Raw genomic sequence first — 21,492 nt, 5'->3', positions numbered from 1 at the left:
AGCTGCTAAGTTACGGACGCTTAATCAGTTTATTCTGCACCGCCACCTGATCCACCTCCAACAACACCTGCTGCTTGCCCGCGACCATCACCGCCGCCGGCAACCCGTCCCGATACACAATTCGATTACCACTCAAGGCCGGCACCTTGGTGCCCGGCAACAACGTGCCCACCAGGTTCAGCGGATCAGGCCCACACACAACAATCAAACTGCCGTCATGGGCCCGACGTCGCACTTCACGCAGCAACGGGATCGCCTCCGGCAACGCAAACTGTTCCCCCGCCAACCCACTGACAAATCGCCCCCCGCGAATCTCCCCGCGTGCTTCCAGCCGATGAAAAGTGCGCAGCAACTCGCGCCAGCTTGGTAGCCAATCCGCCTCACGCTCGAGCAAGCGCCAGAACACCACGCCATAGCGGCGCAGCAAGGTCATTGCCACATGCTCCAGCGTCTCGGCCGAATGCGCGCCGGCGGCGGTGGGTGAACGCCGCACCAAGGCCCAGCGCCCGGCGTCGTCCATGCCGCCGATAAACGCGCCGCGCCCACGCCGACTGCTGCGCGCCTGGCGTTTGCTGGCGGGCGTGGTCAGGGCGCGCAGGCCGGCGAAGCTGTCGGCGTTTACCAGCCCGGCGCCGACCAGTTCCTGCAAGGCGCTTTCCAGTTCGCTGCGCAGCAAGTGGGCCTCGTGCACCAGCTCATCAAAAAACAGCGCGCCGTGGTCGCGCAGGGCTTGATGCACCTTCTGCGCCTTGGGTGACAGCGTGGTGGCGTCGGTGAGTTCGGTCAGTCCGCTCCACAGTCCCACCTGGCTGCGGGGCAGCAACACCACTGGCGTACTGCGTAATGCCATGGCGCCGGGTTTGTTGCTCAAGCGCGTCCACACCAGTTTGCCGCTGCGGCACAGGTCATCGAGCCAGGTGGAGGAGTAATCCTTGAGCCGTGCGCTGAGCAGGTCGCTGTCCCAGGCGGATGTGGCGGCGGCATACCCTTCAAACTGCGCAACGATCTGCGGCAACATCGCGCTGCCCTGACCGCGTGTGCCGTCGGACAGGTGCTGCCAATCGAACAGAAAACGCATGAAATCCTGCAGTGCCACCGGCTCGATTTCCCGGCGCAAGCGCTTGACCGTATAGCGATGAATACGCGCCAGCAGGTGGCGTTCGCACCATTGCTCCTCAGTGGCAGCGGGGCTGAAATGGCCGCGTAATACATAGCCTTCCTGCTCCAGGCGGGCCAGCGCCTGGACCCCATCAGATTCTCGCAAGGCCAGGGGCGCGGCGATCTCGCTCAGGCTCAGCGGGCCGAACCCACCGAGGCGTGCGCGCAGCACTTCCACCACGGCCTCATCAAAGGTCCAGGGCTCATCGAAACCAGGTAACAGCGGCAAGTCGTTGGGGAAGATTGCCTGCAAGCAACTCAAGCGTTCAACGGCGACCCACAGGTCATTGTGCAATTGAAAGGCGCGGCCGCTCTTGGCCAAGGCGTGCAACCATTGCGCCCATTGCGGCGTGACTTCGCTGGCGGCGATACACGCCAGACTCATCAACGCCTCGTGCATTTCATCCAGCCCGTTGGGCGCCGGCCAGGCTTCTTCGCGCACGCCAGCAATAGCGTCAGCATCCAGCGCCCCTAGGTCGTCGGTACTTTGCGGGTCGCTCCAGCGTCGGTTGAGCACGGCCTGGGTTCGGCGCTCTTCCAGTGGCGCATCGTCAAGAAAGGTGTAGGGCCGCGCACTGAGGATTTCGGCGGCCATCGGCGAGGGCGCTGGCAAGTCGCGGCTGATCAGGCGCACGTCGCCGTGCTCCATGCGCCGCAGCAGGGCCAGCCAGGCGTCGCTGTCCATGGCTTCGTGAAGGCAGTCGTCGAGGGTTTGCTCGACCAGCGGGTGTTCAGGCACTTCGCGCTCGCCGGCGAGGTTTTCCAGGCAGGCGATCTGGTCGGGAAACACACTGGCGATCAGGTCTTCGCTTTTCATGCGCTGGATCTGCGGCGCCACCTTGCGCCCGCCGGTAAAGCGCGGCAATGCCAGCGCCACACCGGCATTCCAGCGCCAGCGCACGCCGAAGAGCGGCGCCTCCAGCACGGCCTGGATCAGGATATGTTCGGCGCTGTGGCTGTTGAGGTAGCGCCACACCGCGTCCAGCTCGAAACTGTGGCTGGTGGACAGCGACAGCACGATCGCATTTTCGCTGGCGGCGGCCTGCAATTCGAAATTGAAGGTGCGGCAAAAACGCTTGCGCAAGGCCAGGCCCCAGGCGCGGTTGACGCGGCTGCCGAACGGCGTGTGGATGATCAGTTGGGTGCCGCCAGACGCGTCGAAGAAACGCTCCATGATCAACGTGTCCTGGGACGGCAGGGCGCTCAGGGCCAAGCGTGTGCGCGCCAGGTAATCGAGGATTTGTTCGGCGCTGGCGCGGTTCAGGCCGAGGGTTTCGGTGAGCCAGTCTTGCGCGGCTTGCAGGTTGCCGGACGTGGCGCTGAGCAGCGCGTCCAATTGGCCCTGCAAACGCGCCACCGCCGCCGACAATTCGTTGCTGCGCCCGGGCGCTTCGCCGAGCCAGAACGGAATGGTCGGCGGCTGGCCATGGGCATCCTCGACGCGCACCTTGCCGGCGTCGACCCGCAGGATTCGGTAGGACGTATTGCCGAGCTGGAAGATATCCCCGGCGATGCTTTCCACCGCAAAGTCTTCGTTGACGCTGCCGATGTTCAGGCTTTGGGGTTCGAGCAACACGCTGTAGTCGGCATTGTCGGGGATGGTGCCGCCGCTGGTCACGGCAGTGAGTCTGGCGCCGCGCCGACCGCGCAAGGTGCGGCTCAGGGCGTCGCGGTGCAGGTAGGCGCTACGGATGCCCTGGCGACCGTTGTAGCCGTCGCTGAGCATCTGCAGCAGCGCTTGGTAATGGCGTTCATCCAGCTCGGCATAGGGCGCGGCGCGGCGGATAAGGTCGAGCAAGGCCTGCTCCGACCATTCCTGGGCGCTGACCTCGGCGATGATCTGTTGGGCCAGCACGTCCAACGGCGCGACCGGTATGTGCAAGGTGTCCAGCTCACCCCGGCGTACGCAATCGAGCAGCGCGGCGCATTCGATCAAGTCGTCGCGTGTGGTGGCGAACAAGCGCCCTTTGGGCGTGCCGCCGACCTGGTGGCCGGAGCGTCCCACTCTTTGCAGAAAGCCGTTGATGGAGCCGGGCGAGCCGATCTGACAGACCAAATCCACGTCGCCGATATCAATCCCCAGCTCCAGGGACGCGGTGGCGATCAGCACTTGCAGCTCACCGGCCTTGAGTCGTTGTTCGGCGTCCAGGCGCATTTCCTTGGCCAGGCTGCCGTGGTGCGCGGCCACGGCGCTTTTGCCCAGGCGTTCGCTCAAATGCCGGGCCAGGCGTTCTGCCAGGCGGCGGGTGTTGACGAACACCAGCGTGGTGCGGTGCTCGCGGGCCAATTCGGCGAGGCGGTCGTAGACCCGTTCCCACACATCGTTGGCCATTACTGCCGAGAGCGGCACTGGCGGTACTTCGATATCCAGGTCGCGGGGGCGGGCGTGGCCGATATCCACAATCGCGCAGTGGCGGCCGGTGCCCACGAGAAAACGTGACACCGCGTCGATGGGCTTTTGCGTGGCCGACAAGCCAATGCGTGTCAGTGGTTCGGCGCACAGACCTTGCAGGCGCTCCAGGCTCAACGCCAAGTGGCTGCCACGTTTGCCGGCCGCGATAGCGTGGATTTCATCGACGATCACCGTGCGCGTGCGGGCGAGCATTTGCCGCCCGGAGTCCGACCCCAGCAGCACGTAGAGCGATTCCGGAGTGGTCACCAGAATGTGCGGCGGGCGCTTGCGCATCTGCACGCGGTCTTTTTGCGGGGTGTCGCCCGTGCGCACGGCGGTGCGGATCACCAGCGGCGGCAGGCCCTGGCTCTGCAAGTGCTGAGTGATTCCGGCAAGCGGATTCTGCAGGTTGATCTGGATGTCATTGGACAGCGCCTTCAGCGGCGACACGTAGACCACCAGGGTTTCGTCCGGCAGTTGCCCGCCGTGCGCCAAGCCTTGCTGGACCAAGTCATCCAGCACCGCCAAAAAGGCTGTGAGCGTCTTGCCGGAGCCGGTGGGCGCGGCGATCAGCGTCGATTGGCGCTGGCGGATCAGCGGCCATGCCTGGGCCTGGGCGCTTGTCACCGAAGGGAAGGTGCTGCGGAACCAGGCGCTGACGGCGGGGTGGAAGCCGTGCAACGCGCTGTCGGTGGATTCAGGAAGGTTCATGGAGTGATTGATACCGCCCGCTCCAACAAGTTGCAATCGCGCAGTTTGTCCGTGACGGTTGCGCTACGAACCCGCAAAATGCAACGATTCTGACAAATACATGAATAACCTTCGTTCCAACCAGACCGGGCCTGCTCAATCTATGCGAATGCGCCTTATGTTACTGGGCGGCGGGAATGCCCTCGGGCAGGCGCTGATTCGCCTCGGTGCAGAGGAAGACATTGGTTTCCTCGCACCCAAACCGCCCCAAGACGGCTGGGATGCCGCGAGCCTCACCCAATTGCTCGACGACACCCGTCCCGATGCGTTGATCAACCTCGCCTACTATTTCGACTGGTTCCAGGCCGAAGCGGTCAGCGAAACCCGCCTGGCCTCCCAAGAGTTCGCTATCGAGCGTCTGGCCGAGCTGTGCCAGCACCACAACATCACCTTGCTGCAACCGTCCAGCTACCGCGTGTTCGATGGCTCTCGCGCCACCGCTTACAGCGAAAAAGACGAGCCGGTGCCCCTGGGCCTGCGCGGCCAGGCGTTGTGGCGTATCGAACAAAGCGTGCGCGCCACTTGCCCGCAACATGTGTTGCTGCGGTTTGGTTGGCTGCTGGATGACAGCGTCGACGGCACCCTCGGGCGCTTCCTGGCCCGGGCCGAAAAAACCGATGAATTACTGATGGCTGACGACCGGCGCGGCAACCCGACGCCAGTGGACGATGCGGCGCGGGTGATCATTTCGGTGCTCAAGCAACTCGATTGCGCGGCGCCGTTGTGGGGCACTTACCACTACGCCGGCCATGAGGCGACCACGCCGTTGGCGCTGGGCCAGGCGATTCTCACTGAAGCGCGCAATTTTCATCCGTTGGCGATCGAATCCCCCACCGCCCAGGCCCATGCGGCCCGGCCGGATGCAAGTGAAGAACCGCAACACGCGGTGCTCGCCTGCAAGAAAATCCTCCATACCTTTGGCATCAAGCCACGGGCATGGCGGGCGGGGCTGCCGGCGTTGCTGGATCGCTTCTACCGGCACAACTGAATACACGCAAAACCAAAATGTGGGAGCGGCGGTGCGCCGCTCCCACATTTGGTTATGCAGTGTTGCTTAGGTCGGGATTAGAACTTGTAGCCAATACCCACCATGTAAACCATTGGGTCAACGTCCACATTGACCTTGGCACGCGTGCCAGGTGCCACGGCGTTGTTTTCCACGGTGGCCTTGGTGCTGATGTCGATGTAGCGCGCCTGGGCGTTGATCATCCACTTGTCGTTGATCATGTAGTCCGCGCCGATCTGTGCGGCCCAGCCCCAGGAGTTTTCAGCCTTGAAGTTGCTGAAACCTGCGCCTTGGGCACGGCTGCCGACGTGCTCGTCGTAGATCCAGGTGTAGTTGATACCGGCGCCTACGTAAGGTTGGAAGGCCGATTTGTTATCCAGCGGGTAGTACACGACGCTCAGGGTTGGCGGCAGGTGTTTCAGGGTACCAAGCTTGCCGTTTGCGGCGCCCAGGGCGGTGCCTTTGATCTTCACGTCGTGCTCGAACGGTGTGGCGGCCAGCAGTTCGATACCCACGTGGTTGGTCAGCATGTAGGCAAAGTTCAAGCCCAGTTGGGTATCGCTGCTCATGGTCGCCTTGCCGCCCAGGTTGGTGCCGGCCAATGGGCCCTGGTCAACTTTGACGGTGCTGCTGTCAGCCTTCGGATTCACGGTGATTGCACCGGCGCGAACCAGAATGTCGCCCGCTTCGTGAGCGTGTGCGACAGGGGCAACGAGGGCGAGCGCGAAGAGGGACGCGCCGAGCAGAGACTTGTTCATGGGAGCTCCAAAAGGACGTTAAAAGTTGTACGTCCAATGGTAAAGATCGTTCCGCTCAATCTTTTGACTCAGCTCAACGAAAGCGCGATCAGCGTTACTCCGGCAGCTCGTAGATGTAAATCTTCTCGGCATCCATCTGGTAACCGGCGTCGGCCAGTTCGCTGGTGGACGGTTTGACCCGCATCGCGCCTTCGATCCAGTACGGTTGATACAGTTCATCGAGCTTCACGCCGACTTCACTTTTAACGTGCACGATCTGGTTCGACGGCGGTGGCGGAACGTGGATGCACGCGCCGAAATACGGCACCAGCAAGAATTCAGTGGTGCGGCCGTTTTCGCCGACTTCCAACGGCACGATATAACCGGGCAGGCGGATGTGCTTGCCATCAAGGCTTTGCACCACAGGCGCGTGGGGCATTTCCTGCTTGGCCGCCGGCGCCGACTCCAGTGCATCCGCCATGCCGGACAGGTTGTGCAGCGGCTGCATATTGGGCACTTCGGGCATGGCATCCGGCGGGATCAGCTCCGACCAAGTCAGTTCCTTGGGCTCGGCGGCCCAGGCGGGCAGGGCCACCAGCAAAAACAGTGCAGCGAGGGCGCGACGCATTAAAACTCCTCAGTAGGTAGCTAGAAGCCGCAAGCTTTAAGTTAAAGCCGATTCGCTTGCAGCTTAACGCTTGAAACTTGCAGCGGCTGTTCTACAGCCTAATCGACAGGCCGTCGGCCAGTGATTGTCGATAGGCGCGCCACGCGGGCACGCTGCCCATCAACAGCGCGGCGGCCAGGATACCGGCGAGCAGCGTCCATTCATATTCGCTGGGCCACGACATGGGCAGGTCCAGGCCGTAATTGGCCTGCAGGTAACCGCGCGAGGCGGCGATGCACACGTACAGCAGGCCCACGCCTGCGATCACGCCGGACAGCGCCAGGGCGAAGGCTTCCACGATCAGCAAGGTTGCAATATGCCACGGCCGTGCGCCCACTGAGCGCAGGATCGCCATTTCGCGACGGCGCTCGTTGAGGCTGGTGAGGATCGCCGTGAGCATGCCGATCAAGCCGGTCAGCACCACGAACAGCGAGATCACGAACAGCGCTTTTTCAGCGGTGCCCATCATGCTCCACAGTTCTTGCAGCGCCACGCCCGGCAGGATCGCCAGCATCGGCTCGCCACGGAATTCGTTGATCTCCCGTTGCAGGGCGAACGTGGAAATCTTGTTGTTCAGCCCGAGCATGAACGCGGTAATGGCCTGCGGCGTGAGGTCCATGTTGCGCGCTTGATCGGCGCTGATGCGGCCTTTGCCTTGAGCCGGCACACCGTTGTGCCAGTCGATATGGATCGCCTCCATGCCGCCGAGGCTGATGTGCAACGTGCGGTCCACCGGCGTGCCGGTGCGCTTGAGGATGCCGACCACGGTGAAGGGTTTGTCATCGTGCTTGACCAGGCTGACCACCGCGACGCCATGGGCCAGCACCAGTTTGTCGCCGAGTTTGTAGTGCAGTGCGTCAGCCACTTCGGCGCCGAGCACCACTTCGAACGGGTCGGTGGCGAAGGCGCGGCCGCTGGCCAGTTCGAGGTGTTGCTTGCGACCGTATTGGTAGTGCTCGAAGTAGGACTCGTTGGTGCCCATCACGCGGTAGCCACGGTGGGAATCCCCCAAGGAAATCGGGATCGCCCATTTCACCTGAGGGCTGGCGGCGAAGTGTTCGTAGCTGTCCCAACGGATGTTGTTAGTGGCATTGCCGATGCGAAACACCGAATACAGCAGCAGGTTCACCGAGCCGGAGCGGGCGCCGACGATCAGGTCGGTGCCGCTGATGGTGCTGGCGAAACTGTTGCGCGCCTCGACACGGACGCGTTCCACGGCCAGCAGCAGGCACACAGACAGGGCGATGGCGAATGCGGTGAGGATCGCGGTAAAGCGGCGGTTAGCCAGGCTGGCCATGGCTAGACGGAACAGATACATCTCAAACCTCTGCGGGCGTGGCGGCGCGATTGAGTTCGGCCAGCGACAGGTGGCGGTCGAACAGCGCGGCCAGACTTTGGTCATGGCTGACAAACAACAGGCTGGCGCCGGCTTCGCGGCATTCAGCGAACAACAGCTGAAGGAAAGCTTCGCGGGCGTCGTAGTCCAGTGCCGAGGTGGGCTCGTCGGCGATCACCAACTCGGGTTGACCGATCAGCGCGCGAGCGGCGGCCACCCGTTGTTGCTGGCCGATGGACAGCGAGTCGGCGCGGCGCTCCAGCAGGTCTTTGTCTTTCAACCCCAGGTGCGCCAGCAAGGTCGCGGCGGCGCGGTCGACACTGCCGTGACGTTGTTTCGCCCGTTGCGCGCGCAGCTTGGAGAAGTGGCAGGGCAACTCGACGTTCTCGCGCACCGACAGGAACGGCAGCAGGTTGAACTGCTGGAAGATGTAGCCGGTGTGGTCGACACGGAAGCGGTCGCGGGCGCCGGCCGACAGTTCGGTCAGCTCCTGGCCGAGCAGGCGGATGCTGCCCTGGCTGGGTTTCTGTACGCCCCCGAGCAGGCCCAGTAGCGTGGTTTTGCCACTGCCACTCGGGCCCTTCAGAAACAGGGTTTCTCCTGCTTCCAGGCGGAAAGCGGGGATGTCCAGCAACTGTGGCTGCCCGGGCCAGTTAAAGCCCAGGTCAGACAGTTCGATCAATGCATGGGTCATGTTAAATCAGTATTGCCTGGTTGTAGAAAATGGCGCCGATCCCTTGTAGGCGCTGGCTTGCCTGTGATGCGGGCGACTCGGTTGTTCCAGACATACCGAGGCATCCGTTCGCAGGCAAGCCAGCTCCCACATTGACCGTATTTTCAAATCAGAACTTCAGGGTGGCTGCTGTGGCCGTCGCTTCAACACCTTGCTGGCCGCTCGGGCCGATCAGTTGTACCTGAATTTTCTGGGTGGCGGGGAAGGTCTTGAACACTTGGCTCAGGTCGAGATTGCTCAAGGCTGTCGGCGTGGCGCAGGTGAACTGGTAGTGGGCGTGGATCTCGCTGTGGTCGTGATGGTGCTCGTGGGCGCCGTCTTTGGCGTCATCATCATGATCATGATCATGGTCGGCTTCGGGCTTGTCGCCGAACAACGGGCTATTGAGTTCCTGGTTGCCGACGACGCAGCCGGCGGCCTTGGGCAAGTTGAACAGGGCGACAGGGTTTTCCAGCTGTTTACGTGCAGCGGCGACTTTAGCTTTGTCCGCCGCGCTGGTGGCCACGTGTTCGAAACCCACCAGGTTCATCGCCGGGCTGTCCAGCTCAAGTTCAAGGGCTTGGCCGTCGAGCACCGCGTTGAGCCGACCAACGCCGTGTTCATGGGCGCCGAGGCTGCCGTGTTCATGGTCGTGATCGTCGTGAGCATAAGCGACCGCCAGTGGCAGCAGGGCAAACGGCAAAGCAAGCAACAGACGGCGCATGGTGAAACTCCTGAGCGAAGATAAAAGTTTTGTTATGTGATCTTATAACAATAGGGCCGGGAGTTTGACCGGCTGCTTGGCGTTGCGCAAGCCGCATGGGAGCATGCCTGTCGGAAAATGTGCAGGAGTAACGACGATGTTGCGAATTCGTGGAACCGTCGGCGACCTGCCGGTGGACTTGACCCTGGAGCTGGACGACGCTGATTGGGCACGCCTGGGCGCGCAATTGCAGGCCGCCCCAGTAGAGAGTACGCCGCCAGTTGTGCCGATAAAACAGAACGATGACCTGTGGCAGAACGCTCAGGATCTGTTGCGCGAGGCCGGGCAACTCAGTGGCCTCGAACTGCTCGACCAGTTGGAAGGCTTGGCGGGGGACGCCTCGGCGGGCAAGCGCCTGTTGGTGCGCCTGCGCCATAGCGCCAAGGTGAAAGTGGCCAGCGGCGGTGATACGCCGCTGTACAGTTGGGTCGGCGATTAATACAACGCGGCAAACAGCTTGCGGCGGTACACGGTCACCAGCGGGTGATCATTGCCCAGCAGTTCGAACACCTGCAGCAAGGTCTTGTGCGGCAGGCCTTCGTTGTAGCTGCGGTTGCGGATGAACAGCTTGAGCAAACCTTCCAGCGCCGCATCGTACTGCTGGCGCGCCAGTTGCTGGATTGCCAGTTGATAGGCCGCTTCGTCGTCCTGCGGGTTTTGCGCCAGGCGGCTTTTCAAGTCGGCGGCGTCCGGCAGGTCGGCAGCCTGGCGCAGGAAAGTGATCTGCGCCTTGGCCCCAACGAGGGCGGCTTTGTGGTCGTCGCTTTTCACGGCGTCCAGCACGGCCTGGGCTTCGCCCAACTCACCGCGCTCGGCCAGGCAGCGTGCATACAGGATCAGTGCGGCGGCGTTGGTGTTGTCCTCGCCCAGCAGCGCGACCAGCAGGGCTTCGGCATCACTGATGCGACCTTCGGCAAACAGCGCCTGGGCCTGCTCCAACGGGTCCGCCGCAGCTGGCGGCGGCATCTGCACATGCGGCTCCAACAGCGCCCGCACCGCCGACTCCGGCTGCGCCCCGGCAAAACCGTCGACCGGCTGGCCATCCTTGAACAGCACCACCGTCGGCAGGCTTTGAATGCCAAAACGCGCGACGATGTCCTGCTCGGCCTCGCAATCAACCTTGGCCAGCAGCAACTCGCCCTGATAACTCTCGGCAACTTTCGCGAGCATCGGCATCAACGCCTTGCACGGCGCGCACCACTCGGCCCAGAAATCCACCAGCACGGGTTTTTCGAAGGAGTTCTGGATCACTGCCTGGTCGAAGGTGGCAGTAGTAACGTCGAAGATGTATGGCGTGGGCTCACTCATGGGGCGTCTCGAATAAAGCGGGAATGGGGCAACTATAAGGGCTTGCTCGCGAAGGTCTCAAGTGCGCCGCGAATGGTACAGGCTCACCTTGCGAAACTCCCAAGGCTCCGCCAAGTCTGGCAACGTCAGCGCATCCAGAATCTCCAGCCGTTGATAATCCGGGTGCTGGAAGTCCCGCACCCGCGAATCCGCCACCAACGCTTCGCGGCCACGGGTCAGGAACTGGTCCAACAGCGGCAGGTTCGCCCGGTCGTAGAGCACGTCAGCCACCAGGATCAGGTCGAAGCGGTCTGATTCGGCGAAAAAGTCCGCCGAATAACCCAGTTCCACACCATTAAGCTCGGCATTCGCCCGGCAGGATGCCAAGGCCAGCGGGTCCAGGTCGCAGGCGACTACTTCCAGCGCGCCCGCTTTAGCCGCCGCAATCCCGGCCACACCGGAACCCGCGCCAAAATCCAGCACGCGCTTGCCGGCGACCCATTCAGGAGTCGCCGCCAGATACCGTGCCAGCGCCAAACCACTGGCCCAGCAAAAACTCCAGTAAGGCGGTTCATGCAGGATGCGCCGGGTTTCTTCGGGGCTGAAGGCGCGGTCCATGTTGTCTGCGTCCAGCAGCCACAAAGACAGCTCGGTACCCGGCAGCGGGCAGGGCACCAATTGCGCGTCGCCGATCAGTTCGCTCAGCGCCGCTTGCAGGTCCAGCGGTGGCGTCATGGTGCCTTGACGAGTTGCAGGGGGCCGGTGGTCTGGGTGATTGCCCGGGTGATCAGCACGGCGGGCAGGTGCAGGATCAGCTCGCCGGACTGGCTGGCGCGACCACGCAGTTCAACCCGCGCACCGGCTGGGAAGGCTTCGGGGTTGTAGCGCAGGCGGAAGGCCAAGGGCTTGCCGTTGCCGCTCAATACACTGCTGGCGAGCAGTTGCTGCGGGCGCGAACGGTCGTCGATGACCAACAAGGCCATCTCGACTTCGGCACCCGCCGGTACGTTGGTCAGGCTGCCGCTGATTTCCCGCTGATAGGCAGGCAGGGGGCCCATGTCTTCAATCCCTGGGACTTTTTTCTCTTGCGCTGGCGTCGGTTGAGGTGCGGCCGGCTTTGGGGCTTCGCTGCTGCAGGCGACCAGGAAACTGAAGAGGGTAAGCAAAACAAGTGGTCGTAACTGCATGTACGGCTCCAGAAAGGACAAAATCCGTGGCTTAAAAGATATGAAACATAATAGTCAGCCTATATACCGTAAAGGCTATGGCTTGTCTTGCCACGGGGATGCGCTACCATGGTCCTCCCTTTATTTGTTGCCTGCCAACCATGCACTGTCCCTTCTGCGGTGCCAACGACACCAAGGTCATTGACTCGCGTCTGGTCGCCGAGGGCGATCAAGTGCGTCGCCGGCGCGAATGCCTGGCCTCTGGCTGCGGTGAGCGTTTCACCACCTTCGAAACCGCCGAACTGGTATTGCCACGTCTGATCAAGTCCGACGGCAGCCGCCAGCCTTTCGACGAAGATAAATTACGCGCCGGTATGCAGCGCGCCCTGGAAAAACGACCGGTGAGTGTTGAGCGGCTGGAAGCGGCGCTGGTGCACATCAAGCACAAGCTGCGGGCGACCGGCGAGCGCGAGGTCAAGAGCCTGGTAGTTGGAGAGCTGGTAATGGGCGAGCTGCAAAAGCTCGACGAAGTTGCCTATATCCGTTTCGCCTCGGTGTATCGACGTTTCCAGGACCTCAATGAGTTCCGTGAAGAGATCGACCGCCTGGCCCGTGAGCCTGCCAAAGAATGAACCCACCTTCTGCTGAACAGGCTGTGCTCGACGCCCATTACATGGCCCGCGCCCTGGAACTTGCACGCAATGGCTTGTACACCACCCACCCCAACCCGCGGGTAGGTTGCGTGATTGTGCGTGATGGGCAGGTTGTCGGCGAAGGCTGGCATGTGCGTACCGGCGAGCCCCATGCCGAAGTGCATGCCCTGCGCGCAGCCGGTGACAAGGCTCGCGGTGCCACGGCCTACGTAACCCTTGAACCTTGCAGCCACTATGGTCACACCCCGCCGTGCGCCGATGCGTTGCTGAGCGCCGGGTTGGCGCGGGTGGTTGCGGCGATGCAGGACCCTAACCCGGAAGTCGCCGGGCGCGGCATGCAGCGCCTGGCCCAGGCCGGGATCGAGGTGCGCAGCGGTGTGTTGGAGGGTGAAGCCAGGGCCCTCAACAAGGGTTTCCTCAAGCGTATGGAACACGGCCTGCCTTTCGTGCGGGTCAAATTGGCGATGAGCCTGGACGGTCGCACCGCGATGGCCAGCGGCGAAAGCCAATGGATCACCGGCCCCGCCGCCCGCGCCGCGGTACAGCGCCTGCGCGCCGAGGCCAGCGTGGTGCTGACTGGCGCCGACACGGTGTTGGCGGACGGTGCGCGCCTGACCGTGCGCGCCGCCGAGCTCGGCCTGGACGAGGCCACGACTGCCCTGGCGATGTCGCGCCCGCCGTTGCGCGTGCTGATCGATGGCCGCTTGCGCGTGTCGCTCAATGCGCCGTTCTTCAAGGCCGGCCCGGCGTTGGTCATCACGTGCGTGACGGCGGAAAACCAGTTCCCCCGTGGCCCCGAGTGCCTGGTGGTGCCGGGCGTCGAGGGCCAGGTCGACCTGCGCTCAGCACTGGTTGCGCTGGCTGCCCGCGGCGTCAATGACGTGCTGGTAGAAGCCGGCCCAAGCCTGGCGGGCGCGTTCGCCCAGCAAGGCCTGGTGGATGAGTACGTGATTTTCGTCGCCGGCAAGTTCCTCGGCTCCGCCGCCCGGCCTTTGCTGGACTGGCCGCTTGAGAAACTCGCCGACGCCCCCCAACTCAAAATCACTGAAATGCGCGCTGTTGGCGACGACTGGCGAGTCACTGCCATCCCGCTCCCCGCAGCGAGCGTATAATTCCCGGCCTGCGCTTGAGCGTCAGCCCCGTTTTCAGGAGAACGAAATGTTCACCGGCATTATCGAATCCATCGGCAGCATCCGTGCAATGACCCCCAAAGGCGGCGATGTACGCCTGCTGGTTGAAACCGGCAAGCTCGACCTGGGCGACGTCAAACTGGGCGACAGTATCGCCGTCAGTGGCGTGTGCCTGACCGTCATCGAGCTGCCGGGCAACGGCTTCGCCGCCGATGTCAGCCGGGAAACCCTGGACTGCACCGCGATGAATGACCTTAAGGCCGGCAGCCCTGTCAACCTGGAAAAAGCCCTGACGCCGACCACCCGCCTCGGCGGCCACCTGGTCAGCGGCCACGTCGACGGCGTCGGCGAAGTCGTGGCGCGCAGCGAAAACGCGCGGGCCGTGGAATTCCGCATCCGCGCGCCCAAAGCGTTGGCCAAGTACATTGCCCACAAAGGCTCGATCACCGTCGATGGCACCAGCCTGACCGTGAACGCCGTGAACGGCGCCGAATTTGAACTGACCATTATTCCCCACACCCTGAGCGAAACCATCATGGCGTCGTACCAGCCGGGTCGCCGGGTGAACCTTGAAGTCGACTTGCTTGCCCGTTATCTGGAGCGCCTATTGCTGGGCGACAAGGCCGCAGAGCCTGCTGCCAGTAACATCACCGAAAGTTTTCTGGCCGCTAATGGCTACCTGAAATCCTGACCAAGGGGGTGCCACGTGGCGCTCAATAGCATCGAAGAACTGGTTGAAGACATCCGCCAAGGCAAGATGGTCATCCTGATGGATGACGAAGACCGCGAGAACGAAGGCGACATCATCATGGCCGCCGAGGCCTGCCAGGCTGAGCACATCAATTTCATGGCCAAGCACGCCCGTGGGCTGATCTGCATGCCCATGAGCCGTGAGCGTTGCGAGTTGCTCAAGCTGCCGTTGATGGCGCCGCGCAACGGTTCGGGTTTTGGCACCAAGTTCACCGTATCGATTGAAGCCACCACCGGCGTCACCACCGGTATCTCTGCTGCTGACCGTGCACGCACCGTACAGGCGGCCGCCGCGAAAGACGCCAAGGCCGAAGACATCGTCAGCCCAGGCCACATCTTCCCGCTGATGGCCCAGCCGGGCGGCACCCTGGCTCGCGCCGGTCATACTGAAGCGGCCTGCGACCTGGCGCGCATGGCCGGTTTCGAACCGAGCGGGGTGATCTGCGAAGTGATGAACGACGACGGCACCATGGCTCGCCGTGTTGAACTGGAAGCCTTTGCCGCCGAACACAACATCAAGGTCGGCACTATTGCCGACCTGATTCACTACCGGATGATCCACGAACGTACCGTTCAGCGGATTGCCGAGCAGCCACTGGACAGCGAACTGGGCCAATTCAATTTGGTGACCTACCGTGATTCAGTGGAAGGCGACGTGCACATGGCCCTGACCCTGGGTGCCATTTGCGCAGACGAACCGACCTTGGTGCGCGTGCACAATATGGACCCGCTGCGTGACCTGCTGATGGTCAAGCAACCGGGTCGTTGGAGTCTGCGCGCCGCCATGGCTGCGGTCTCCGAGGCGGGTAGCGGCGTGGTGTTGCTGCTGGGCAATCCGATGGACGGCGATGTGTTGCTGGCGCATATCCGCGAAACGGCTGACAACGTGCCGGTGAAAAAACCGACCACCTATAGCATCGTCGGTGCCGGTTCGCAGATCCTGCGTGACCTGGGCGTGCGCAAAATGCGCTTGATGAGTGCACCCATGAAATTTAATGCGATATCCGGTTTCGACCTGGAAGTAGTAGAATACGTGCCCTCCGAATAAAGGCCGGCGATTGTCGCCCCTTGTTCGCGGTTCAAATATCACTAAGGGACGCGTCATACACGCGTCCCGGCTCTTTAAGAGATTTGTCGAATGACCCTGAAGACCATCGAAGGTACCTTCATCGCCCCCAAAGGCCGCTACGCCCTGGTAGTTGGCCGCTTCAACAGCTTCGTGGTTGAAAGCCTGGTTAGCGGTGCCGTGGACGCCCTGGTTCGCCACGGTGTGAGCGAAAGCGACATCACCCTTATCCGTGCCCCTGGCGCCTTCGAAATTCCACTGGTTGCGCAAAAAGTTGCTCAACAGGGTGAATACGCGGCCATCATCGCCCTGGGCGCGGTCATTCGTGGCGGTACTCCGCACTTCGAATACGTGGCTGGCGAATGCACCAAGGGCCTGGCTCAGGTGTCCATGGAGTTCGGCGTGCCGGTCGCCTTCGGCGTACTGACCGTTGATTCCATCGAACAAGCCATCGAGCGTTCCGGCACCAAGGCCGGTAACAAAGGCGCTGAAGCTGCCCTGTCCGCCCTGGAAATGGTCAGCCTGCTGTCGCAGTTGGAGGCCAAGTGATTTCCGACGAGAGCGATCGTTTCAACCCACGCGACGAGCGTCCAGCCGACGCCGGTAAGCCGTCCAAGAACGAGAAGCGTCGCGCTGCTCGTCAACTGGCCACCCAGGCGCTGTATCAGCGTCAGATGGCGGGCGCCTCGTTGAACGAAATCGAAGCGCAGTTTCGCGTCGATAACGATTTCACCTTCGCCGACCTGCCGTACTTCCACGACATCCTGCACGGTGTGTATGCACACCTGAGCGAGATCGACACGGCCCTGGCACCTTGCCTGGACCTGACCATCGAAGAGCTGGACCCGGTTGAACTGTGCGTGATGCGCCTGTCCACCTGGGAACTGCTGTATCGCGTCGATGTGCCGTACCGCGTAGTGATCAACGAAGGCATCGAACTGGCGAAAGTCTACGGTTCGACCGACGGTCACAAGTTCGTCAACGGCGTGCTCGACAAGCTGGCCCCGCGCCTGCGTGAAGCTGAAGTGAAGGCGTACAAGCGCTAACCGGCGCTTGAGTCCTGAATGGGCGAGTTTGAGCTGATCCGCAACTACTTCGCCGCCGCGCCTTGTGCGCAAGGCGGCGAAGGCATTGCCTTGGGGATCGGCGACGACTGCGCCTTGCTGGCGCTCCCTGCCGGGGAGCAACTGGCAATTTCTACCGATACATTGGTGGCCGGGGTGCACTTTTCGGACCCCTGCGACCCCTTCCTGCTCGGCCAACGCTCGTTGGCGGTGGCGGTGAGCGACCTGGCTGCCATGGGCGCCAACCCTCTCGCGTTTACCCTTGCCCTTACCACGCCGACGGTTGATGCCGATTGGCTGCAACGCTATGCCCTGGGTTTGAACCGCATGGCGCAACGCTGCGGCGTGGGCTTGGTGGGCGGCGATACCACGCGCGGGCCCCTCAGCCTGACCCTGACCGTGTTTGGTCGTGTTCCGGCCGGGCAAGCCTTGACCCGCAGCGGTGCGCAGCCGGGTGACCTGCTGTGTGTCGGCGGCGAGCTGGGCAATGCGGCTGGCGCCTTGGCGCTGGTGTTGGGCCAACGCAGCGCCGATGCGACCATCGCCGACCCGCTGCTGGCCCATTACTGGTCGCCGCAGCCGCAGTTGGCCCTGGGGCTGGCGCTGCGCGGCAAGGCCACGTCTGCGATGGATATTTCCGACGGGCTCCTCGCCGATTGCGGGCATATCGCCACGGCATCAAAGGTCAGCCTGCTGATTGAGCGTCAGCGGTTGCCATTGTCCCAGGCGCTGCTGGCGTTTGTCGGCGATCATGAGGCGCGCGTGGCGGCCCTGAGCGGGGGCGACGACTACGTGCTGGCGTTCACCCTGCCACCCGCCGAATTGGCGCCGTTGCAGGCCAATGGCTGGCCGATCCATGTGATCGGCCGGGTCGGGGCGGGGCAGGGCGTGACGCTGCTCGACGACAACGGGCAGGACATCACCCCGGCCATTCGGGGTTATCAGCATTTTCGCGACGCGTGAATAGGTCTTGGCCAGTGGCGCTGCATAGAACCTGAACAAAGGCCAATCAAACCGATTGATCTTTATCAGCGATAATTCAGCTTAAGCGTCTGTAGGAACGTGCTGTTACAATGGCCGCCTCTGTAAAAACTGAAATCAGGAGCACACGGTGCCCGTCGTTTTCGTCGCCGCTTCCAAGTTGCCTACCCCTTTTGCCACGTTCACCATGAACGGCTTTCTTGAAGAAGCCACCGGGCGCGAGCACGTTGTGCTTAGCCTGGGCGATATCGCGGATGGCGCGCCGGTGCTTGGGCGTTTGCACTCCGAGTGCCTGACCGGCGATGCACTGTTCAGCCAGCGTTGCGACTGCGGCTCGCAACTCGAAGCGGCTATGCGAGCCATCGCGCGTGAAGGCCGTGGCGTGCTGCTGTACTTGCGTCAGGAAGGCCGCGGCATTGGCCTGTTGAACAAGATCCGCGCCTACGAGCTGCAAGATGGCGGTGCCGATACCGTGGAGGCCAACGAGCGCCTGGGCTTCGCCGCTGATCAGCGTGACTACGCGATCTGCCTGCCGATGTTGGAGTATCTGGGCGTCAAGTCCCTGCGGCTGATGACCAATAACCCGCGCAAGGTCAAAGCCCTGACCGAAATGGGCATCACCGTTGCCGAGCGTGTGCCGTTGCACACCGGGCACAACCCGCATAACAAGCTCTACCTGGCCACCAAGGCCAGCAAGCTCGATCACATGATGGGCAACGAGCACCAGGGCGAGGTCGACCGCGCGTGACTCGTGGCCAGGTGAAACGGCGACTGTCCTTCAATTGGTGGCAGTACCTGGCGCTGGCGCTGCTCCCTTTGTTCGTGATCAACCTGGTATTTGGCAAGGCGCAGTCCTTGCTGCCGGTGCTGGCCATGCCGTTCTTTATTGCCGGCGTGGCTTCGATGTTCCTCAGTCTGCGCTACTTCAACGGCTATAAACATGCGTTGATCGCGACCTCCAAAGCCCTCGATACCCCCGAAGAACCGGCTGCCTGGATTACGTTGGCGGCGCGTCGGCGCACGGCGTTGCTGATTGCCTCCGTGCCAGCCTGGATCGGTGCGTTGGCGGTGTTTGTCGGCCTTGAAGCAGTGCCGCTGTTCTTGCTGGTGCTATCGACACTCGTGCTGTTTTACCTCTACCGCATCCCCCGTCAATTGGGATGAGGCGTCACTGGCTGGCGTTCCTGCTGCTGGCATCGAGTGCCCAGGCGTTGGCTGCCGAACGCGTGATCAGCCTGGCGCCATCGCTGTCTGAAATCGTCGCTGAACTGGGCGCTGCCGACCTGCTGGTGGGCGTGCTCGACGGCGGCGATCGCCCGGCAGCCTTGGCGCAAGTACCGTCGGTGGGGCGTTATGGCCAACTCGACATGGAACGCCTGCTCAGCCTCAAGCCCGACCTGATCCTGCTGTGGCCCGGCAGTGTCGGCCCGGCCCAGCGTGAGCAGTTGCAGCGCCTGAACATTCCGGTGTACGTCTCCGAACCCCACAGCCTTGAGCAACTGACCACCCAAGTGCACGCCATCGCCGAACAATTAGGTCGGCCTGAAGCCGGTCGGCAGTTGGCTGCACAGTTGCGCCAGCGCCTGGCTGAACTGCGTCAGCGTTATCAGCGGGCCAAACCGTTGCGAGTGTTCTACCAAGTATGGAACCCGCCGCTGTACACCGTGGGCGGCGGGCAGATCATCAGCGATGCCTTGGGTGTGTGCGGCGCGCGCAATGTGTTTGACGACCTCACGCTGCCCGCGCCGCAGGTGAATATCGAGTCGGTGTTGCAGCGTGATCCCGAGCTGATTCTGGTGGGGGATCAGGCGCAGAAGGAGGCCTGGAAGGTCTGGCCGGCGATGGCGACGCGGGTGCGGGTGGTGCCGGACAAAGGCCTGGAGCGGCCCAGTGGGCAGATGTTGGAGGCGGTGGCGAGGTTGTGCCAGGTGATTGCACCTGACCTGTCACAGCCAACTCAGATCTCGGGTGTCCAAGTCACCCCAATCATCCAAGCCCGGCCTTCTTCACGGTAATCCTGATTGTTCAAGAACCCCGGGTCGTTATAGCTGTAACGCGCCCGTGCATAAGACTTGTCCAACAGATTATCGACCTTCACCGACAACGCCACTTCCCGATTCAACGTCCAACTGCCGCGTAACCCCAGCAAGGCATACCCGCCAAGGCGGTGTGTGTTGTCTTCATCGTCATAGCTGCTGCTGATGGCCTGCCAACTGGCACCTACGCCCAGTTTGTCGAACTGCCGATCCAGATCCAGGCTCAACGTACGCCGCGCCCGGCGGGCCAGGGTGTGGCCGCTGTCACGGTCGCGCGGGTCGATGACCGCAAGCCCCAGGTTGCCCTGCCACCCAAACAGCTCCTGCTTCAGCGCGGCCTCAACGCCATCGATGCGCGCCGACGCCACGTTTTGGGGCTTGCTGTTACTGTCGAGAATGATCGCATCGCTCAATTCGGTGCGGTACAGCGAGGCTTCCAGGCGCGTGCTGTCGCTCAACTGGCTGCGCCATTGCAGCGCGTAGCTTTTCGAGGTTTCGGGCTGCAGGTTGGGGTTGCTGTACTTCGTATCCGGGTAATACAGGTCGTTGAAGGTCGGCGCACGAAAGCCTTCGCTGTAGCTCAGCAGCACGTCGTTGTCGGGGTTGACCGGCACGGTGACGGTGCCGCTCCAGCTGTTCTGCCCGCCAAATTGCTGGTTCTGGTCGCGCCGTATCCCCAACTCGGTGGAAAACCATTCGCCGTGGAACCGATGTTGCACAAAAGCTGCACGGTTCCGGCGGCTGTTTTCGGTAAAGGTGGTGGAGCCGTGGAACCGGTCTTCGTACCAGTCGCCGCCGAGAATCAGGCTGTTCTGGTCATTCAGCGTCAGGTCGTTCTGCCAGTTGACCGAGTCGCGGTACGTGTTGAACACGCTGAAGTCATCGCTGAGGGTATCGCGCTTGGTGTCCCGGTTCTCGCTATGGCCCAGCTCCAGGCGCGACTGCCAGCGCTCGTTGAGCCTGGCGTCGACATAGCCGCTGGCGCTGCTGACGGTGTAGTCGGTGTAGGGCTTTTGCCCAAGCGTTTGCCCGGTGGCGACGTCGTAGCGGCCGAAACTGTTGTCGTACTCCGATTTGCCACGGTTATCCAACAGGTTGAACCCGGCCTCAAGCTCATCGCTGAAAGAATGGCTCAGGTTCAGGCTGAGTGACTGGTTGCGGTAGGCGTCGTGGTCGCCATCGCTTGGGAATGACGTGTGCGTCGAGTTGATACCCGAGGTTTCATCCAGGCTCGCGCCGAGGTTGAAACGGGTGTGCTCATCACCGCCGGACAGGCCAAGGCTGCGCTCCCAGGTCTGGTTGCTGCCGAAACCGAACTTGAGGCGTGGTTGCAGGCCTTGCCCGGTATTACGCCGGGTAAACACCTGGATCACCCCGCCAATTGCATCGCTGCCGTAGATCACCGAGCGTGAACCGCGCAGCACTTCCACCCGTTCAATCTGGTCGACGTTCAGGTACTGCAAGCCGCTGTCACCGGAGGTGCTATTGGCGATGCGCTGACCGTCCACCAGCACCAGGCTCTGGGCGGATTTGGTGCCACGAATATAGATGCCGGGCAGGCTGCCGCGGCCACCGGTAGGCGCTATTTGCACGCCAGGAACGCGGCTGAGCAGGTCGGTCAGGCTGGTGGGTTGCAGGCGCTCGATGTCGTCGCGGGTAAACACGCTGTTGGCGGCGCTGCTGTCGTTGCGCGCCTGCACCTGTCGGTTGGCGCTGATGACGACGTTGGGGAGTTTCAGGGCGTCGTCGCGGGTGTCTGCGAGCAGGTCCGGGGAGGCTAGAAGCAGCAAGGGCAGGGCGAGGCGAAGGTGACTCATGGGCGGTCCATGGCTATCAAA

At 62.6% G+C, this 21,492-nt stretch carries 21 protein-coding genes and 1 pseudogene; 12 read left to right on the top strand and 10 right to left on the bottom strand.

Annotated elements, in window-relative coordinates:
* Positions 1–10: 10 nt before the first annotated feature.
* A complete protein-coding gene (locus tag AACY44_RS17495) occupies positions 11–4,261 on the bottom strand; it encodes a DEAD/DEAH box helicase (RefSeq protein WP_339417001.1) in 4,251 nt (1,416 codons plus the stop codon).
* 142 nt (positions 4,262–4,403) lie between these two features.
* Between AACY44_RS17495 and AACY44_RS17490 the strand changes: the two genes are divergently transcribed.
* On the top strand, positions 4,404–5,288 hold the full coding sequence (locus tag AACY44_RS17490; protein WP_339417053.1) for a sugar nucleotide-binding protein: 885 nt from the start codon (positions 4,404–4,406) through the stop codon (positions 5,286–5,288).
* A 77-nt stretch (positions 5,289–5,365) separates the two neighbouring features.
* On the opposite strand, the gene AACY44_RS17485 is transcribed toward AACY44_RS17490, so the two are convergent.
* The 5 genes from AACY44_RS17485 to AACY44_RS17465 all read right to left on the bottom strand — a co-directional run bounded on the left by AACY44_RS17485 (position 5,366) and on the right by AACY44_RS17465 (position 9,482).
* On the bottom strand, positions 5,366–6,064 hold the full coding sequence (locus tag AACY44_RS17485) for an OmpW/AlkL family protein (protein ID WP_339417000.1): 699 nt from the start codon (positions 6,062–6,064) through the stop codon (positions 5,366–5,368).
* A gap of 94 nt (positions 6,065–6,158) precedes the next feature.
* A complete protein-coding gene (locus tag AACY44_RS17480) occupies positions 6,159–6,671 on the bottom strand; it encodes a DUF3299 domain-containing protein (protein WP_339416999.1) in 513 nt (170 codons plus the stop codon).
* Between the two features lie 91 nt (positions 6,672–6,762).
* Positions 6,763–8,028 (bottom strand): ABC transporter permease, encoded by a 1,266-nt coding sequence (locus AACY44_RS17475; RefSeq protein WP_339416998.1) that lies wholly within the window; start codon positions 8,026–8,028, stop codon positions 6,763–6,765.
* A gap of 1 nt (position 8,029) precedes the next feature.
* A complete protein-coding gene (locus tag AACY44_RS17470) occupies positions 8,030–8,740 on the bottom strand; it encodes an ABC transporter ATP-binding protein (RefSeq protein WP_339416997.1) in 711 nt (236 codons plus the stop codon).
* A 148-nt stretch (positions 8,741–8,888) separates the two neighbouring features.
* Positions 8,889–9,482 (bottom strand): DUF2796 domain-containing protein, encoded by a 594-nt coding sequence (locus tag AACY44_RS17465; protein ID WP_339436992.1) that lies wholly within the window; start codon positions 9,480–9,482, stop codon positions 8,889–8,891.
* Between the two features lie 136 nt (positions 9,483–9,618).
* On the opposite strand from AACY44_RS17465, the gene AACY44_RS17460 reads away from it, so the two are divergent.
* Positions 9,619–9,960 carry a hypothetical protein gene (locus AACY44_RS17460; RefSeq protein ID WP_339416995.1) on the top strand — a complete coding sequence of 114 codons (342 nt, stop codon included), beginning with the start codon at positions 9,619–9,621 and terminating at the stop codon, positions 9,958–9,960.
* On the opposite strand, the gene trxA is transcribed toward AACY44_RS17460, so the two are convergent.
* The 3 genes from trxA to AACY44_RS17445 are packed head-to-tail and all read right to left on the bottom strand — an operon-like array spanning position 9,957 to position 11,995.
* Complete coding sequence (gene trxA / locus AACY44_RS17455) at positions 9,957–10,829, bottom strand: thioredoxin (RefSeq protein WP_339530750.1); 873 nt, start codon at positions 10,827–10,829, stop codon at positions 9,957–9,959. The two genes, AACY44_RS17460 and trxA, sit on opposite strands and share 4 nt — an antisense overlap.
* Before the next feature lie 57 nt (positions 10,830–10,886).
* On the bottom strand, positions 10,887–11,543 hold the full coding sequence (locus tag AACY44_RS17450) for a class I SAM-dependent methyltransferase (protein WP_339416993.1): 657 nt from the start codon (positions 11,541–11,543) through the stop codon (positions 10,887–10,889).
* The gene (locus AACY44_RS17445) at positions 11,540–11,995 is read right to left on the bottom strand and encodes a YbaY family lipoprotein (protein ID WP_339436991.1); all 456 of its coding nucleotides are present in this window, start codon (positions 11,993–11,995) and stop codon (positions 11,540–11,542) included. Before AACY44_RS17445 ends, AACY44_RS17450 begins: the two co-directional genes overlap by 4 nt.
* A gap of 140 nt (positions 11,996–12,135) precedes the next feature.
* On the opposite strand from AACY44_RS17445, the gene nrdR reads away from it, so the two are divergent.
* The 10 genes and pseudogenes from nrdR to AACY44_RS17395 form a co-directional block, all read left to right on the top strand.
* Positions 12,136–12,606 carry a transcriptional regulator NrdR gene (gene nrdR, locus AACY44_RS17440; RefSeq protein WP_049713467.1) on the top strand — a complete coding sequence of 157 codons (471 nt, stop codon included), beginning with the start codon at positions 12,136–12,138 and terminating at the stop codon, positions 12,604–12,606.
* Complete coding sequence (gene ribD / locus AACY44_RS17435) at positions 12,603–13,739, top strand: bifunctional diaminohydroxyphosphoribosylaminopyrimidine deaminase/5-amino-6-(5-phosphoribosylamino)uracil reductase RibD (protein WP_339436990.1); 1,137 nt, start codon at positions 12,603–12,605, stop codon at positions 13,737–13,739. The genes nrdR and ribD overlap by 4 nt, the downstream gene beginning before the upstream one ends.
* Before the next feature lie 46 nt (positions 13,740–13,785).
* On the top strand, positions 13,786–14,448 hold the full coding sequence (locus AACY44_RS17430) for a riboflavin synthase (RefSeq protein WP_339416990.1): 663 nt from the start codon (positions 13,786–13,788) through the stop codon (positions 14,446–14,448).
* A gap of 15 nt (positions 14,449–14,463) precedes the next feature.
* Complete coding sequence (ribBA, locus tag AACY44_RS17425; protein WP_339436988.1) at positions 14,464–15,555, top strand: bifunctional 3,4-dihydroxy-2-butanone-4-phosphate synthase/GTP cyclohydrolase II; 1,092 nt, start codon at positions 14,464–14,466, stop codon at positions 15,553–15,555.
* A gap of 90 nt (positions 15,556–15,645) precedes the next feature.
* On the top strand, positions 15,646–16,122 hold the full coding sequence (gene ribH / locus AACY44_RS17420) for a 6,7-dimethyl-8-ribityllumazine synthase (protein ID WP_003194576.1): 477 nt from the start codon (positions 15,646–15,648) through the stop codon (positions 16,120–16,122).
* Positions 16,119–16,619: a transcription antitermination factor NusB gene (nusB, locus tag AACY44_RS17415; RefSeq protein ID WP_065873720.1), complete on the top strand. Its 501-nt coding sequence runs from the start codon at positions 16,119–16,121 to the stop codon at positions 16,617–16,619. The genes ribH and nusB overlap by 4 nt, the downstream gene beginning before the upstream one ends.
* Positions 16,620–16,637: 18 nt before the next feature.
* The gene (thiL, locus tag AACY44_RS17410; RefSeq protein ID WP_339416988.1) at positions 16,638–17,600 is read left to right on the top strand and encodes a thiamine-phosphate kinase; all 963 of its coding nucleotides are present in this window, start codon (positions 16,638–16,640) and stop codon (positions 17,598–17,600) included.
* Between the two features lie 148 nt (positions 17,601–17,748).
* The gene (gene ribA / locus AACY44_RS17405) at positions 17,749–18,366 is read left to right on the top strand and encodes a GTP cyclohydrolase II (RefSeq protein ID WP_339416985.1); all 618 of its coding nucleotides are present in this window, start codon (positions 17,749–17,751) and stop codon (positions 18,364–18,366) included.
* Positions 18,363–18,782 (top strand): MFS transporter, encoded by a 420-nt coding sequence (locus AACY44_RS17400; protein ID WP_339416984.1) that lies wholly within the window; start codon positions 18,363–18,365, stop codon positions 18,780–18,782. The genes ribA and AACY44_RS17400 overlap by 4 nt, the downstream gene beginning before the upstream one ends.
* A pseudogene (locus tag AACY44_RS17395) lies at positions 18,779–19,564 on the top strand (cobalamin-binding protein); the annotation flags it as partial. The gene AACY44_RS17400 and the pseudogene AACY44_RS17395, both read left to right, overlap by 4 nt.
* An 11-nt stretch (positions 19,565–19,575) precedes the next feature.
* Here the strand turns inward: AACY44_RS17395 and AACY44_RS17390 are convergent.
* The gene (locus tag AACY44_RS17390) at positions 19,576–21,471 is read right to left on the bottom strand and encodes a TonB-dependent receptor domain-containing protein (RefSeq protein ID WP_339530747.1); all 1,896 of its coding nucleotides are present in this window, start codon (positions 21,469–21,471) and stop codon (positions 19,576–19,578) included.
* Positions 21,472–21,492 lie beyond the last annotated feature (21 nt).

This window comes from Pseudomonas sp. RA_15y_Pfl1_P11 (assembly GCF_963970975.1).
Lineage (GTDB): Bacteria > Pseudomonadota > Gammaproteobacteria > Pseudomonadales > Pseudomonadaceae > Aquipseudomonas > Aquipseudomonas tritici.
This window is presented reverse-complemented; position numbering and strand designations above follow the sequence as displayed.